We start from the raw sequence: 15,274 nt of genomic DNA on the forward strand, positions 1-15,274 counted from the left end.
AATGTTTCACGAGCGTTGCTTTCTATCCGGCATATGTGCAGGGCATTCGAAAACGTTACTGATAATTTGTGAACGCCGTTGCGAGGATGCTCAGCTCACCCGCGCGAGCAAGACCGAGTGCGGAGGGAGACGCAGGCGTGACCGATGCGTCGCAGGGGGAGGACGGCCCCATGGGGGGTGGCCGTGGCGAGGAGCCGTTGGACGCCGATGAGACGCTGCATCTGAGAGTGGACGCCCTCAGGGCGGACCAGACCATGCAGTTGCGCGTGCCCCCGCCGCCGGAGCCGCCCGCTCCGGGCGGCGGCCGGGCCGAACGCCGGCGTGACGCGCGCTCCGCCGGACGGGAGCGCGTCGCGCCCGCGAGGGCGGCCCTGGGCGCCGTCGTCCGGCTGCTCGGCCCGCTGGCCCCGTACGCGCGCCGCCTGAAGCCGGTGTACCCGCGCCCCGGGCGCACCGGCTGGCGCCGCTGGATGCCCTCCTGGCGCCAGTGGCTCGGCGCCACCCTGACCTCGTTCGGTCTGCTCAGCGCGTTCCTCGTCACCGCGTACGCGCTGACGGACATACCGCAGAACCTCAACTCGTACGCCACCCAGCAGGACAACGTCTACTTCTGGTCCGACGGCACGCCCATGGCCCGTACGGGCTGGGTGCAGCGGCAGGCGATGCCGCTGAAGGACATCCCCCCGGACGTCCGCTGGGCGGTGCTCGCGGCGGAGAACGAGAGTTTCTACTCGGACCCGGGCATATCCGCCAGAGGCATCACCCGGGCGGTGTTCCGCACGCTGGGACAAGGGGACACCGAGGGCGGATCGACCATTACCCAGCAATACGTCAAGAATGTCTATCTGACGCAGAACCAGACCATCAGCCGCAAATTCACCGAAGCGATGATCGCCCTCAAACTGGACAACAGGATGAGCAAGGACCAGATCCTGGAGGGCTATCTCAACACCAGCTGGTTCGGCCGCGGCAGCTACGGCATCCAGCGCGCCGCCCAGGCGTACTACGGCAAGGACGTCGGCAAGCTCAACGCCTCCGAGGCGGCCATGCTCGCCGGGCTGCTCAAGGGCGCGGGCCTGTTCGACCCCACGCTCAGCAAGGCCAACCACGCGCGGGCCGTGGAGCGCTGGGCCTGGATCCTCGACCGCATGGTCAAGATCGGCAAGCTGTCGCCGCAGGAACGGGCGAAGTACACCGAGTTCCCCGAGCCGCTGAAGAGCAACCCGCTGTACAACACCGGTGCGCAGAGCGACTACCTGGTGGAGCTGGCCTCGCAGTACGCCAAGAAGGCCGGGCACCTGACGGACAAGCAGTTCGACCTGGGCGGCTACCAGATCTACACGACCTTCGACCGCAAGCGGGAGAAGGCCCTCACCGACGCCGTCACCAAGGCCCGCAAGCAGGCCAGGCAGGACAACCCGGCGGCGGCGAAGAACGGCCACTACGGCGCCGCCTCGGTGGCCGCGGACGGCCGGATCCTCGCCGTCTACGGCGGCCCCGACCACCGTACCCAGGGCTACAACGAGTCCAACGCGACCACCGTCCCGGCCGGCACCGCGTTCACGCCGTTCGTCTACGCCGCCGGGCTCGAACACGGCGTGCACAAGACGCGCACCGGACCCGCCACCCCCGTCACCCCCGACAGCGTCTACGACGGCGACGACGGCGTGCCCGTCACCACCCCCGAGGGGCCGTACTGGGACCGCAGCGGCAAGAAGGTCGCCGCGCACAACGACGGCGGCCGGTCGTACGGGGACATCAGTCTGCGCGAGGCCGTGGCCCGGTCCGTGAACACGCCGTTCATGCAGCTCGGCATGGACACCGGCCTGGACAAGGTGCGCCAGACCGCCGTGGCGTCCGGGCTGCTGTCCTCCAGCATCGGCCCCCGGGTTCCGGCCCTGTCGATGGGGAACTCCACCCCCAGCGCGATCCGGATGGCCGGCGGCTACGCCACCTTCGCCGCCGGCGGCAACCACACCGAGCCGTACTCGGTGCGCCGGATCACCCGCAACGGCTCCCCGGTCCCCCTGGCCACCCCGCGCCCGGAGCGCGCGGTCGGCGCCAAGGTGGCCGAGGAGGTCACGGAGGCGCTCACCGACTCCTTCCGCACCGCCCATCCGGAGGCGGCGGCCGGCCGGGCCGGGGTGTCCGGGAAGGCCGGCACCACCGAGAAGGACACCGCCGCCTGGTACGTCGGCACGGCCGACTCCGTGTCCACCGCGATCGTCGTCTACCGGATCGACCTGGCCAAGTCCCTGGAGCCACTGCCGCTCAAGGGCCTGGCCGGCTCGTCCGCCCACAGCGTCCCGTATGCCCTCTGGTCGGCAGCGACGGGTCTCGGCTGAGCCGGGGCCCGTACCCCCTCCCCTTCCGCAGAATGAGCCGCGCATGCCCCGCAAGATGTCGTCGTCAGGCCGCCGCCGAGCCCCCCGCAGCCGCAGCGCGCCCCGCGCCACCCGGCCGCAGGTTCTGACGCTGGCCGCCCTCCTCGTCGTCGCCTCGCTGGTCGCCGGGTTCCTGGCGCTGTCCGGCACGGACGGCAACAGCACACCGGCCGCCGCGGCCGGCAAGAGACGGAAGAGCGCGCCGAAGGCCAGTCCGACCCCGGAGTGGGACGGCAGGACCAAGGTGCTCGGGGACGGCTCCACCTCCTACACCGGGCCGCAGAAGGGGCAGTTGAAGCCGGTGCCGCTCAAGCCCGGTGAGAAGCCGCCGCAGTTCGTGGTCTTCTCCTGGGACGGCGCGCTGGAGGGCAGCGACCACCTGTTCTCGCACTACCGGGAGCTGGCCAAGGAGTACAACGCCCACATGACCTTCTTCCTCACCGGCATCTACCTGCTGCCCAAGAGCAAGAAGTCCCAGTACCACGGCCCCATGCACTCCCCGGGCGACGCCGCCATCGACTACGCCACCGACGACCACATCCGCACGACGGTGGAGCAGCTGGGCAAGGCGTACGAGGACGGCAACGAGATCGGCACCCACTTCAACGGCCACTTCTGCGGCGCCAAGGGCGGCGGCGACTGGAGCGTCGAGGAGTGGAAGAGCGAGATCGACCAGTTCTACTCCTTCGTGGAGCACTGGAAGACCAACACCGGCTTCAAGGACCTCGCGCCGCTGCCCTTCGACTTCAAGAAGGAGGTCACCGGCGGCCGGGCGCCCTGCCTGGAGGGGCAGCCGAACCTGCTGAAGGCCATGAAGGACTACGGCTGGCGCTACGACGCCAGTTCACCGGGCGACTTCCAGATATGGCCGTCGAAGAAGAAGGGCATATGGGACTTCCCGCTCCAGATGCTGCCGTACGAGAGCGGCAAGTACCAGGGCCTGTCCATGGACTTCAACTTCCTGTACAACCAGTCCGAGGGTGAGACCCAGGGCGACCCGGCCAAGTTCCCCCAGTGGCAGCAGCAGACCGTCGACTCCTACATGGCCGGCTTCAACCGGGTGTACTACGGCAGCCGGGCCCCGCTGTTCATCGGCAACCACTTCGAGGACTGGAACGGCGGCATCTACATGAAGTCCATCGACCAGGTGGTCAAGAACGTCTGCACCAAGGAGGGCGTCAAGTGCGTGTCCTTCAAGGAGCTGTCCGACTGGCTCGACGCGCAGAAGCCGCAGACCCTGGCCGCCCTGCGCAGCCTCGACCCGGCCCAGTCGCCCGACTGGTCGACGGTCGTCAAGTGACGGGCGCGCACGGGGGATTCCACTTGTGCAACCCCCTTCACAACCGACGCACACGGCGTGCGAAGATGCCCCTCGCCCGGTAGGTGTACCGGCGTAGAGGGGAACATCATTGAGATCTAGAAGACTGAGCCGTGGGCGGCGCCGCACGGGCATAGTCACCGCCGCGGCCGCCTCGGTGGTCGCCGGCGTGGCCCTGGTGCCCAACTGGAGCGCCGGTGCGGCGGTGACCGACGACCCGACGGTGGACGCGGCGACCAAAGCGACCTTCCAGCGGCTGGCCGACGCGGTCTTCACCGACCGCACGCAGGCCCTCGTGGAGGGCGCCGGGAAGGCGGAGACCCGGCACACGTCCGGCTTCTCCGGTTCCGTGCGCCTGTCCGGCGGGCAGACCCGCCAGGAGAAGTCCGCGCTGGACGAGCTGCGTGACCGCCGCGGCCGGCTGGCCCGGCTGGGCGAGACGTACCGCGCGGGCAGCACCAAGGTCACGCTCGACGCGACCCGGGTGAAGGGCCGGCACGCCAAGGTAGCCGTCACCGAGACCACGTCGCTGACCTACGGCGAGGCCACCGCCAAGGGTCCCAAGTCGACCGGCTTCCAGGCCCACCACGAGCTGACCTTCCAGGCCGACCGGCACGGCACCTGGCGGCTCACCGGCATCCGGGACACCGACGACGGCTACCTCGCGGTGAACCAGGTCGCCAAGCCCGCCGTCACCTCGGCGAAGACCGCCACCGCGGACGACGGCCCGCCCTCCGCGGCCCGCGCCGCCACCACCTGGCCCGCACCGGTCAACAAGAAGAACTTCTCCGCGACCGGCTACGACTACAAGGCCATGGTCGCGTACGCGCAGAAGTACTGGAACAAGTACAACCCGGCCTACCCGGACTTCAACGGGCAGGGGGCCGGCGGCGACTGCACCAACTTCGTCAGCCAGGTCCTCAAGGCCGGCGGCTGGAAGCACGTGCCCGGCTACACGTACGACTGGAAGAAGTGGTTCGGCACCGCCGACATCCAGTCCGACTCGTTCGTCGGCGTCAACGAGTTCTCCTGGTTCGCCCTGTCCTCGAAGCGCGCCACCAGCCTCGCCAACGTCTACCAGATGGACCTCGGCGACGTGCTCCAGATGGACTTCAACCGGGACGGGTCCAAGGACCACTCGATGATCGTCACGAACCGGGACAGCCGGGGCGTGCCGTACGTGAGCTACCACTCGACCAACACGTACAACCGGTCGGTGGCCAGCCTCGTCGCCTCGTACCCGAACGCGGCGTTCTACGCCTACAGGACCTGACCCGGTCCAGGCTGCCGCGGGCCCCGCTGCTCCGGCCCCTCCCGCTGTTCGTCCCGCGGGCGCCGCTCCTGCCGCGTCAGCTGCTCGGGCGGCGTCCGCTGTTCCTGCGGGGGGGCGTCGGGGTGGCGGGCCCGCCAGTAGGGGTTGTCGTGCGGCAGGTTGTGGCCGACCCGGCCGTACATGCCGAAGGTCATCAGCAGCAGGCCCACGATGAAGCTGAAGAACACGTTCTGGATCTTGAACGCCAGGAAGTTGCTGGCGGTGTCCAGCAGGCCGAGGAAGAAGAAGCCGTTCAGCAGGAACAGCACGCCGAGGACCATGTTCAGGGTCGACGCGAGGTTCCCGCCGATCACCATGCCGGCCAGCAGCACCGCGCCGATGACGATCGACAGCACACTCAGCGCGCCGTTGGAGTTCAGCCCGGCGACCGTGTTGCCGCCCGTGCTGAAGAAGCCGATCTGGTCGATCAAACCGAGAATGCCGAAGGCGACCAGGAATCCGCCGATGAGGCCGGCGCCGATCCGGTAGACCTGGTTGAGCCGGTGGTCGACGGGCAGATGGTCGTCCAGCCGGGGCCGTCGTTCCTCGGCCTTCCTCGTGTGCACCGCGTGTGTGGCCATGTCCGCCTCCCTCGGGCGCTAGCGGAGGCCATCCGTCCTCTTAATATCCGCTGCCGCACAGCACCCGGCAACACGCACGTCAGTGCCCGGCGCCGCGCTCCTCGCGGATCTGCGCCACCACCCGCGCCACCGTCTGCCGCACCCCTTCCGTCTCGGTGAGGAAGTGCCAGTAGTCCGGGTGCCGCCCCTCCAGGGCGCCGATCGCCCGCTCCAGCCGGGCCACCGCGTCGTCCAGCGGCCGGGCGTGCCGCGGATCGGGGGTCGTACGGCCCGTCATGGCCAGCCGCTGGGCGTCCCGGATCGCGAACCGGGTCCGCTCGATCTCCGCCTGCGGATCCTTCTGCACCGCGTTCAGCCTGGCCAGCCGGTCACCGGCGGCCGACACCGCCTCGTCGGTGGCGTTCAGCAGGGCGCGCACCGTCGACAGCAGCGAGGTCGCGTCCGCCCAGTGCTGGGCGTCCCGCGCCGCCTGCGCCTCCCGGAGCTTCAGCTCGGCCTGCCGTACGTTCTCCGCGGCCTGTTCCGGCACGTGCTGGAGGTCCTGCCAGCAGGCGGCGGTGAAGCGGCGGCGCAGCTCGCTCAGCACCGGCTCCACCTGTCCGGCCCGCGTGGTCAGCGCCTGGGCCCTGGTGCGCAGGCTGACCAGCCGGTGGTCGGTCTCGGCCGCCCGCTCCGGCAGCCGCTCCGCCTCCGCCAGGACCGCCCCGGCCTCCCGCTGCACCCGCTCGGCCCGCTCCAGCGTCGCCTGCACCCCGTGCCGCCCGGCACCCTGGTTCAGCTTGGTCAGCTCCGGCGACAGGGCCGCCAGCCGCGCGGCCAGCTCGTCGGCCCGCAGGTTCCGCTCCCGCACGGCGTCCAGGGCGTTGCTCGCCGCCAGCAGCGACTGCCGGGCCCGCTCCACGGCGGGCGCCAGCCGGGCCAGCTGCGTCTCCGCCTTGCCCAGCAGCGGCTCCAGCGAGCTTCCGAACCGGTCCAGCTCCTGCCGGACCCGGTCCAGCTCGTCCTTGGCCGCGGTCAGCTCGGCCCGCGCCCGCGCCGCCGTGCCGGCCTCCAGGTCGTGCCGGTCCAGGTCGTGGGCGTCCACGGCCTGGATGTAGCGCCGGCTGGCCTCGTCGATCCGGCGTCCGAGCGCCTCGAAGTCGGACACGGCCCGCCGGGCGGCGGGGGAGTCGTCCACCGCCGAGACGGTCTCCACCGAGATCCGCAGATCCCGCTGCGCGGTGTCGAGTTCGTAGAACGCCGTCGCCGCCGCGTCCTTCGCGGCCTGCGCGTCGGCCCGGTGGCTCTCCGCCCGCCCGCCGAACCAGCGCCGGGTGCCGCCGCCGGCGAAGGCGGCGGGCAGCGCGAGCGCGGCCAGCACCGGCAGGCCGAGCAGCGCGAGGGCGTCCCGCAGCGGGGAGGGGCCGCGCCGGGCGCGTGCGGTGGACGGCGGCGGGTACGGCTGGCTGGCTGGCGTGCCCGGTGTCGCCGTCACATCCCTCTCCCGTGCTGTGGTCCGCCCTGGGTGGTGTCATTCTCCCACCCGTTGAAGACGAACACACGGGCCGGTCAGTTCGCCGTGCGCACCGTGACCTTCCCGTCCTGGGTGTGCGCCGACACCCGGTGCGGGCTGCTGTCGTCGCGGGGCACGGACACCGTCACCGACCCGTCGTCGGCCCCCGCCGACACCCGGTACGCGCCCTTGGGCAGGCCGACCGTCACCGATCCGTCGTCGCTGCGGACGTCGACCAGGTCCGGCGGGCCGGTCAGCTCGACGTCCACGGAGCCGTCGCTGGTGGCGGCCTTCACCCGGCGCGAGGAGACCACCGCGCGCACCGATCCGTCGTCGGCCCGCAGGTCCAGCGGGCCGCTGGTGTCGGTGACGCGCACGGCGCCGTCGCTGACGTGGATGCTGACCGGGTCCCGGAACCCGGAGGCCCGCACGGCGCCGTCCTCGTTCACGACCGTGACGCCGACCCCGCGCGGCACCTCGATCCGGTGCCGGGCCGAGCAGTCGGCGATGATCCCGGAGCAGTGCACCCGCAGCACGAGCCGGTCGCCGTCCATGGACCACCGCACCTCGGGTTCGCCGCCGGCGACCACGGACCCCTCGAACCAGCGGGTCACCCCGACCGTGCCGGCCTTCTGCCCCCGAGCGGCGACGATCTCCAGCGCCGAGTCGTCGGAGTCGACGGTGAGGGTACGGCCGTGCAGCGCGAAGGACCGGTGATCCGGATGTGTGTCGTCGCCGGCGGAGGCGCCACAGGCGGTGAGCCCCGCGAGGAGCGCACCGGCGAGCACGGCGGGCCGGGCCGCGCGGAACGAGAGCGAACGGACCATGTGATGTCTCCCCCTGAACCGGCTCCACGGCGTGCACCGGTCTGATCCGGCGCGCGGGACGCGGCGCCGGAGTGCTTCGGTCGAGGCCGACGCTAGGGCCCGCGGGCCCGCGCCGACGATCCGGCGGCCTCCCGGAACGGGGTGGGGTTAACCCCCCTGTCCGGTGTGCAGGGCAGTCGCTCGGGCAAGGTAGGCTGTCCACCTGTCCCGGGTGCGTAGCTCAGGGGTAGAGCGCCTGCCTTACAAGCAGGATGTCGGCGGTTCGAAACCGTCCGCGCCCACCGGTCCGGCCCCTCGGAGCAGTCTTCCGAGGGGCCGTTTCCTTGCGCTATTCCCCTTCCGCCGCCGTCTCGTGGGCGTGCTTCAGCCGGGAGCGGGCCTCCACGCGGTCCGCCGCCGCGACCTCGGCCCAGAAGCGGTGCGTGCTGACGAAGACCGCGAGTTCGTGCTCGCGCCGCCGCAGTTTCTCCACCTCGGCCTGCTCGTCCTCCGTCCAGCCGGGGGACGCGGGCCGCTCCACCTTGCGCCAGCCGGTGTCGTCGCTGAAGCCGTCCATCGGCTCGACCGACCAGGGCAGCCGCTTGAGCAGGGCCGAGAGCTCGGCCCGGACCTGATGCAGCTCCTCCTGGCCGGCGAGGAGGTCACTGGGGAATTCATAGGTCGTAGCCACGCGGCAATGCTACGCCTGTTCGATTTACGGGGGCGAGGCCGTCCGCGGGGTCAGGGGGGAGGTTCAGCCGAACGGGTGGCGCGGGGCGTACGGCGTCCGGCGAGCACGTGATCGCCGACCGCCCCTGCCCCTGGGCTCCCGGCGGGGCGGGGAGGGCGGCGCCGGATCAGGGGGCGGAGTCCCGCAGCTCCCGGACCAGCCGTGCCGCCACCGGCACCGGTACCCCGTGCCGCTCGGCCGCGCGCAGCAGCGCCCCGCCGATGGCGTCCAGTTCGAGCGGGCGGCCCGCCTCGGCGTCGCGCTGCATGGACGACTTGGCGGTGGGCGGGAAGGCGTCGTACCGGGCCAGGGCCTGGGCCGGGTCGGCCGGGGCGCCGCAGGCACGGCTGACCGCGGTGGTCTCCGCGACCAGCGCCTGGAGTTCGTCCCGGTGACGGGTGCGGGCCACGCCGAGCGGGACGCCGTACCGGGTGGTGAGCAGGGCGAACGGGGCGAGGAACGCCATCTTGGCCCACAGGGCCGCCGTCTCGTCCCCGGCCACGCGGGTGGTCGTACCGCAGGCGGTGAGGTGGGCGGCCAGCGCGTCGAGCCGGGCGCGGGGTACGGCGTCCCCGGCGAGGTCCATCTCCGTGAACGGGCTGCCGTGCTCGATCACGCCCGGGGCGATCCGGGTGGACTCCACGCGGATCACGGCCGGGGCGACCCGGTCGGGACGGTAGCGGGCGCGCAGGGTCCCGGGGTGTTCGACACCGTTCAGCAGCGGGACGACCAGGGCGTCGCCGAGGACGGCGGGCGGGACCCGGGTCAGGGCGTCGCCGAGCGCGGTGTGCTTCACGGTGACCAGGCAGGCGTCCACCGGCTCGCGCAGTTCGGTGTCCGCGTCGACGGCGGCCGTGAAGTCGCCGAACTGCGGGCTGCGGACCGTGATGCCGGTACCGCGCAGGGTGTCGGCCGTGGCCTCGCCGGCCAGGCAGATCACGCGGTGCCCGGAGCGGGACAGCAGGGCGGCGAGCAGGCCACCGGTGCCGCCGGGGCCGAGGACGGCCACGGTGAGGGGGTGCGTCATGAAGTTGTCCTCTCGACGGTCGGCCCCGGGTGTCGGTGGCCGCCTTCGCGCAGATCATCGCAGGGCACGGCGGGGCGCGCGAGACTGGGCGCATGTGCCGGAGCATCAAGACGCTGCGTCCGCCCGTGCTGCCCGGTGAGGCCACGGACGAGGACATCCACGCGGCCGCGTTGCAGTACGTGCGGAAGATCTCGGGCTTCCGGGCCCCCGCCGCCCACAACCGCGAGGCCTTCGACAAGGCGGTGCAAGCGGTGGCGCGGGCCACGACGGAGCTGCTCGGGGAGCTGGAGGTGCGGGGGCAGTCGGTGCGGCGAGGGGGGTAGCGCCCCGAAGGGCGCCGGGGCCGCGGCCGGCCGGCCGGGGGCGCCGGGCACCCGCCTGTCGGCGTACTCGGCGTACTCGGCGTACTCGGCGTACTCGGCGTACTCGGCGTGTGACGCCTCCCATGCAGGCGCGGTCATCCCGCTGTGCGGCGCACGGCCGAGGCGGTGCCCGCGAAGGGCTGCCGACCGCACGCCGTGGACGGTTATGAGACAGGTGGGCTGGACGTGGCGCGGGCGGCCGTACTGCTTGACGGCCCATCAAAGGTGCGCATGTGTAGGGATGTCGGCTTCCGGGAAGCTCGCGGAAGACGTGCCCTCTGTGCCCGTGGCGGGCGCCCGGCCAGGGGCGGACCCGGTCACGCCGTCGGACGCCGACGCGGTGGCGCGGACGGGGCCGCGGGGCGCGGTGCCCGGCGCCGGGCCGCCGGGCCGCCGGCGCCATGGCCGAATGTTGAACTTGCAAGTACTCGTTAGGCACCCCTAACCTAGGTCACCTGTTCGGTACTGCCGTCCCCACGACCGGCCTTCTCCGTCCCCGGCCGGCCCGACCGTCACCGAAGAGGAGATCTCTCCATGTCCGCACGCCTCAATTCCGCTCAGCCCTATGTGATCGGGCTCTTCCGCGTCGTCTTCGGCCTGCTCTTCGCGGTGCACGGCGCCGCCTCCCTGTTCGGCGTCCTCGGCGGCGCCGCAGGCACCGACGGCGGCACCCTCGCGACCGGCGCCTGGCCCGGCTGGTACGCGGCCGTGATCCAGCTGGTCGCCGGCGGCCTGGTGGCGCTCGGCCTCGGCACCCGCGGTGCCGCGCTGATCGCCTCCGGCTCGATGGCGTACGCCTACTTCGACGTCCACCAGCAGGCCGCCCTGTGGCCCATACAGAACGGCGGCGAGCTGTCGGCCCTGTTCTGCTGGGCGTTCTTCCTGCTCGTCTTCACCGGCTCCGGCGCCTTCGGCCTGGACCGGCTCCTGGTCCGCCGCGCGGCGGAGGACGGCGAGCACGCGCCGGAGCAGTCCCCGGTGGCCGCCTGACGGCCCGGCCGGCCGGGCCGTCAGGCGGCCCGCCGCCCGTGAACCGTCCGTGATCGTCCCGCGAGCCCCCCGCGAACCTCCTGTCACACCCCCGGCGTACGCTGTATGGCTGTCAACGGGGGAGTGTCGGGAGTCGTGGTGTTCGAGAGCGTGGGGTCGCTGGCGGCCGGGCCGTGGATCTATGCCGTGGTGGCCCTGTCGGTCCTGCTCGACGTGTTCCTGCCCGTCCTGCCCAGCGGTGTGCTCGTCATCACGGCCGGCACGGCGGCGGCGGCCGGCTCGGGCGCGGCGGGCCAGGTCCCGCACGAGGTGCCGGACATCCTGGCCCTGATCCTGTCCGCCGCGACCGCCTCCGTCCTCGGCGACCTGGTGGCGTACCGGCTGGCCTGGCGCGGCGGGGAACGGCTGGACCGGGCGATAGCCCGCTCCCGGCGGCTGACCACCGCGCAGGAACGCCTCGGTGACGCCCTGGCCCGCGGTGGCGGCGCGCTGGTCGTCCTCGCCCGCTTCGCCCCCGCCGGCCGCTCGGTCGTCTCCTTCTGCGCCGGTGCCGCCCACCGCCGCGTCCGCGACTTCCTGCCCTGGTCCGCCCTGGCCGGCCTGTCCTGGGCCGCCTACAGCGTGGCCCTCGGCTACTACGGCGCCCAGTGGCTGGGCGCCACCTGGCTGGCCACGGGCGTCTCGGTGGCGGCCCTGTTCGGCGCCGGCGCGGCAGCGGCCTTCCTGATGCGCCGCCGTCCGGTTTCCTGAGCGCCCCGGCTCAGCAGCCGGCCAGGTAGTTCGTCAGCGCGCTCTTCTCGGCGGAGTCGACCGAGAGGTTGTAGTAGTACTTCACCTGCACCCACGCCCGCACGTACGTGCACAGGTACGCCGACCGGGACGGCACCCAGGTGGCCGGGTCCTGGTCGCCCTTGGCCTGGTTGACGTTGTCGGTGACGGCGATCAGCTGGGGCCGGGTGAGGTCGTTCGCGAACGCCTGCCGCTGCGCGGTCGTCCACGTGCTCGCGCCGGAGTCCCACGCCTCGGCCAGCGGCACGAGGTGGTCGATGTCGAGGTCGGCGGCGGCGGTCCAGGTGGCGCCGTCGTAGGGGGAGTACCAGCTGCCGCTGGTCGCGGCGCAGGAGGAGTCGGTCACGACGTTCGAGCCGTCCCGCTTGAGGACCGTCTCGCGGGTGTTGCAGGTGCCGCTGATGGTGATCCAGTGCGGGAAGAGATCGCGGCTGTAGCCGGTGCGGTTCTCGGTGGCCACGGTGAGCTGGGAGAGGTAGCTGCGGGCGGTGGCGCCGCTGACCGGCGTGGGGAGGGCCGCGGATGCGTTCGGGGAGTTGAACAGGGCGACGGAGGCTATCAGGCCGGTGAGGACCGCGAGTATGCTCGTCCGTCGACGCGCGTAGAACTTCGGCATGCGTGAACTCCCTTGTGGAGTGGCGGTGTTGGAGCCGGAGCGAGGGAATGCTCGCGGGGCGGAGTTGCCGGGGGGTGAGCGCTCGGTAAGAAGTTAGTGACGTGCGCATGTCACGACAAGGTTGACGGCGGAACTTTCACATCCCTTACGATGGGAAGCGCAGAAGGGGAGTAGCTCTTCGCCGGACCGTCGACATACTGCTCAGCGAGCCTGAGCCGGCGCCCGGAGGCGGACCGCGTTTCACCGGGGTCCGCCAGCGAGACCTTCGGCAAGCAGTGCACGCCCGTGCCCCCCGGCGCGGGCGCCGAGTGTGCTGCCGTGCCGAGGTGTCATCGCATGACGTACCGCACTCTCGGCGGGGCAGCCCGACCGATTGAGGAACCTTGATCAGCATCACCGTGACGGCGCTCGTCTTCGGCGTCATCTTCCTCGCCGAACTGCCGGACAAGACCGCGCTCGCCGGCCTCGTCCTCGGCACCCGCTACCGCGCCTCGTACGTCTTCGCGGGCGTCGCCGCCGCCTTCCTGCTGCACGTCGTGCTCGCCGTCGCGGCCGGCAGTGTGCTGACCCTGCTGCCGCAGCAGATCGTGCACGCCGTCACCGGCGTCCTCTTCCTCGGCGGGGCCGCGATGCTCCTGCTGAAGAAGGGCGAGGAGGACGAAGAGGTCAAGAAGCCCGCCGACCAGTCGTTCTGGAAGGTCGCGGGGACCGGCTTCATGCTCATCCTGGTCGCCGAGTTCGGCGATCTCACCCAGATCATGACCGCCAACCTGGCCGCCCGCTACGACGACCCGATCTCCGTCGGCCTCGGCGCGGTACTGGGCCTGTGGGCCGTCGCCGGACTCGGCATCGTCGGTGGCAAGGCCCTGATGAAGCGGGTGCCGCTGCGGCTGATCACGCAGATCGCGGCGCTGCTGATGCTGGCGCTCGGCGTGTGGAGCCTGTGGGAGGCCGTGCGCGGCTGACCGGGACGGCCCGGCCGTGCGGCCGGTCCGGGCCGAACGCCGGGTGAATGCTCGCCGGGGGTGGTGGCGGGAACGCGGGCTGGTTTTGTACCGTGGGGAAACAAAGTGGCTCCCGCCCGTTTTCCCTGACCGGCGGGCGGGGCCGCCTTGTCCCACCCGACGTCCGCCCGACCCGGGTCCTCCCGTTCCTGGAGCTGCCGATGCCGGCCACCGCCACGCCCGCCGTCCTCACCGCCCGCGCCCTCCTGCTCGACATGGACGGCACCCTCGTCAACTCGGACGCCGTGGTCGAGCGCATCTGGCGGCGCTGGGCCGAGCGGCACGGGCTGGACGGTGACGAGGTGATGAAGGTCGTGCACGGCCGGCAGGGCCACGCCTCCATGGCCGTCCTCCTCCCCGGCCGGCCGGTCGAGCAGAACCTCGCCGACAACGCCCGCATGCTCGCCGAGGAGACCGCCGACACCGACGGCGTGATCGAGATCCCCGGCGCGCGTGCCCTCCTCTCCTCGCTGGAGGGGCTTCCGCACGCCCTGGTGACCTCCGCCGACGTCGCCCTGTCCACCGCCCGCATGAACGCCGCCGGGCTGCCCCTGCCGGCCGTCCGCGTCACCGCCGAGTCGGTCGGCGCGAGCAAGCCGGACCCCGAGGGCTTCCTGAAGGGCGCCGCCGAACTGGGCGTCGACCCGGCCGACTGCATCGTCTTCGAGGACTCCGGCGCGGGGATCGCGGCGGGGCGCGCCGCCGGGATGCGCGTGGTGGGGGTCGGGCCGCGCGCGGTGTTCCACGAGCCGGACGTGGCGGTGCCCGATCTCACGCAGGTGCGGGTCGAGGCGGTGGCCGGCGGGGGGATCCGGCTGCACATCGGCTGACGGCCCGGTTCGACGCCGTGGTCGTGCGCGCACGAGGCGCTACGGCTCCGGCGTCTCCGACTCCAGGCTCCTGCGCGTCGCCGGGCCGTACGTTCCCAGGCCGTCGCCCATGATGCCCCGGGCCAGCTGGTAGTTGCGCACCGCGTCCTCGACCGGGCGGGTGAAGATGCCGTTGATCTGGTCGCCGTAGAGGTTCAGCCGGCGCAGGCGCTGCTGGAGCTCGGTGACCTCCGGGCCCGTGTCACCGCGTCGCAGCACCGGTGGCGTGGCGGGCGTGGTGCCCGGGGTGCCCGACGGCGTCGTGGACGGGGTCGGTGAGGCGGCGGCGCGGGAGGCGCTCGGGGAGGCCGTCGGGGACGCGGTCGGGGACGGCGAGGCGGAGCCCTGCGACGGGCTCGGGTCGGCCGTCGCCGAGGGAGAGGGCAGCGGTGGACGGGATGTCACCGGGGGAGCCGGGGCCGTCGCCGAGGACGGCGCCCGTGTCGTCGTCTCCGGGATGCTCTCCCTGACCTCCTGGGCCGCCCGGCCCCGGACCGGCGCCTGGTACGAGAACAGCGCGGAACCGGCCACCGCGACGACGGCCACCCCCGCGCCCCCGGCGGCCAGCAGCACCGTACGACGGGAGCGGCGCCGGGGCCGGTCGGCCTCGGTTCCGGCCGTGGGCGCGTCCGGCTCCGCCGCCGCGCCGAGCGGTGACACGGGCAGCTGCGGATGAGGCGGCGGAGCGGTTCCGGCGGGTGGTGCGGGCGGGGGCTCCTCGGGGGCCGGCCGCATCTCCACGTACGGCCGTATCCGCAGCGGGTCGAAGTCCTCCGCCGCAGCCGCCTCGGCCGTGCGGATCTCGCGCAGGGCCTGCGACGCGCGCGCCGTGCAGTCGCACGACGGCGTGTTGTCCGGCCCCCTCGGCGTCCCGCACTCCGGGCACGTGGTGCCCTGCTCTCCCGTCACGCGTGTGTCCCCTCCCCTCGGGAACTCCAGAGATTATGCGGATTTCCTCCGGATCCGCAGCACTCGGCAGGCCATAAGTGGTGAC

The 15,274-nt window shown here is 72.4% G+C and carries 15 protein-coding genes and 1 tRNA gene; 9 read left to right on the plus strand and 7 right to left on the minus strand.

Features of this window, described 5'->3' with window-relative positions:
• Positions 1-170 precede the first annotated feature (170 nt).
• From IE294_RS06520 to IE294_RS06530, 3 genes are all read left to right on the plus strand, one after another.
• The gene (locus tag IE294_RS06520) at positions 171-2,345 is read left to right on the plus strand and encodes a transglycosylase domain-containing protein (protein ID WP_229917045.1); all 2,175 of its coding nucleotides are present in this window, start codon (positions 171-173) and stop codon (positions 2,343-2,345) included.
• A gap of 43 nt (positions 2,346-2,388) precedes the next feature.
• Complete coding sequence (locus tag IE294_RS06525; RefSeq protein ID WP_189883158.1) at positions 2,389-3,684, plus strand: polysaccharide deacetylase family protein; 1,296 nt, start codon at positions 2,389-2,391, stop codon at positions 3,682-3,684.
• Positions 3,685-3,871: 187 nt separating this feature from the next.
• Positions 3,872-4,975, plus strand: a complete 1,104-nt coding sequence (locus tag IE294_RS06530) for an amidase domain-containing protein (protein WP_189883393.1) — start codon at positions 3,872-3,874, stop codon at positions 4,973-4,975.
• On the opposite strand, the gene IE294_RS06535 is transcribed toward IE294_RS06530, so the two are convergent.
• From IE294_RS06535 to IE294_RS06545, 3 genes are all read right to left on the minus strand, one after another.
• Positions 4,963-5,595, minus strand: coding sequence for a DUF4383 domain-containing protein (locus IE294_RS06535; RefSeq protein ID WP_189883159.1), 633 nt, complete (start codon positions 5,593-5,595; stop codon positions 4,963-4,965). The two genes, IE294_RS06530 and IE294_RS06535, sit on opposite strands and share 13 nt — an antisense overlap.
• Positions 5,596-5,674: 79 nt before the next feature.
• Complete coding sequence (locus tag IE294_RS06540; protein WP_189883161.1) at positions 5,675-7,069, minus strand: coiled-coil domain-containing protein; 1,395 nt, start codon at positions 7,067-7,069, stop codon at positions 5,675-5,677.
• 74 nt (positions 7,070-7,143) lie between these two features.
• Positions 7,144-7,914 carry a DUF4097 family beta strand repeat-containing protein gene (locus IE294_RS06545; RefSeq protein WP_189883163.1) on the minus strand — a complete coding sequence of 257 codons (771 nt, stop codon included), beginning with the start codon at positions 7,912-7,914 and terminating at the stop codon, positions 7,144-7,146.
• A 209-nt stretch (positions 7,915-8,123) separates the two neighbouring features.
• Here IE294_RS06545 and IE294_RS06550 point away from each other — a divergent pair.
• Positions 8,124-8,195 (plus strand) — tRNA-Val (locus tag IE294_RS06550).
• A 47-nt stretch (positions 8,196-8,242) separates the two neighbouring features.
• Here the strand turns inward: IE294_RS06550 and IE294_RS06555 are convergent.
• Both IE294_RS06555 and IE294_RS06560 read right to left on the minus strand, forming a co-directional pair.
• Positions 8,243-8,584, minus strand: coding sequence for a DUF8825 domain-containing protein (locus IE294_RS06555; protein ID WP_189883165.1), 342 nt, complete (start codon positions 8,582-8,584; stop codon positions 8,243-8,245).
• A 166-nt stretch (positions 8,585-8,750) separates the two neighbouring features.
• Positions 8,751-9,650 (minus strand): ketopantoate reductase family protein, encoded by a 900-nt coding sequence (locus tag IE294_RS06560; RefSeq protein WP_189883167.1) that lies wholly within the window; start codon positions 9,648-9,650, stop codon positions 8,751-8,753.
• 92 nt (positions 9,651-9,742) lie between these two features.
• Here IE294_RS06560 and IE294_RS06565 point away from each other — a divergent pair, with 92 nt between their 5' ends.
• The 3 genes from IE294_RS06565 to IE294_RS06575 all read left to right on the plus strand — a co-directional run bounded on the left by IE294_RS06565 (position 9,743) and on the right by IE294_RS06575 (position 11,752).
• Complete coding sequence (locus IE294_RS06565; RefSeq protein ID WP_189883169.1) at positions 9,743-9,973, plus strand: DUF2277 domain-containing protein; 231 nt, start codon at positions 9,743-9,745, stop codon at positions 9,971-9,973.
• Positions 9,974-10,546: 573 nt separating this feature from the next.
• Entirely contained in the window at positions 10,547-11,002 is a 456-nt protein-coding gene (locus tag IE294_RS06570) for a DoxX family protein (protein WP_189883171.1), read from the plus strand.
• A gap of 138 nt (positions 11,003-11,140) precedes the next feature.
• Positions 11,141-11,752, plus strand: a complete 612-nt coding sequence (locus tag IE294_RS06575) for a DedA family protein (RefSeq protein WP_181140261.1) — start codon at positions 11,141-11,143, stop codon at positions 11,750-11,752.
• 10 nt (positions 11,753-11,762) lie between these two features.
• Here IE294_RS06575 and IE294_RS06580 read toward each other — a convergent pair whose 3' ends face one another.
• Positions 11,763-12,407 (minus strand): HNH endonuclease family protein, encoded by a 645-nt coding sequence (locus IE294_RS06580; protein WP_189883173.1) that lies wholly within the window; start codon positions 12,405-12,407, stop codon positions 11,763-11,765.
• Between the two features lie 383 nt (positions 12,408-12,790).
• On the opposite strand from IE294_RS06580, the gene IE294_RS06585 reads away from it, so the two are divergent.
• Positions 12,791-13,372 carry a TMEM165/GDT1 family protein gene (locus tag IE294_RS06585; RefSeq protein WP_014672445.1) on the plus strand — a complete coding sequence of 194 codons (582 nt, stop codon included), beginning with the start codon at positions 12,791-12,793 and terminating at the stop codon, positions 13,370-13,372.
• A gap of 200 nt (positions 13,373-13,572) precedes the next feature.
• Positions 13,573-14,241, plus strand: coding sequence for an HAD-IA family hydrolase (locus tag IE294_RS06590; RefSeq protein WP_189883175.1), 669 nt, complete (start codon positions 13,573-13,575; stop codon positions 14,239-14,241).
• Between the two features lie 39 nt (positions 14,242-14,280).
• Here the strand turns inward: IE294_RS06590 and IE294_RS06595 are convergent, their stop codons facing one another.
• Entirely contained in the window at positions 14,281-15,189 is a 909-nt protein-coding gene (locus IE294_RS06595; RefSeq protein WP_189883184.1) for a peptidoglycan-binding domain-containing protein, read from the minus strand.
• Between the last annotated feature and the right edge of the window lie 85 nt (positions 15,190-15,274).

The organism is Streptomyces canarius (assembly GCF_014650735.1).
Lineage (GTDB): Bacteria > Actinomycetota > Actinomycetes > Streptomycetales > Streptomycetaceae > Streptomyces > Streptomyces olivaceoviridis.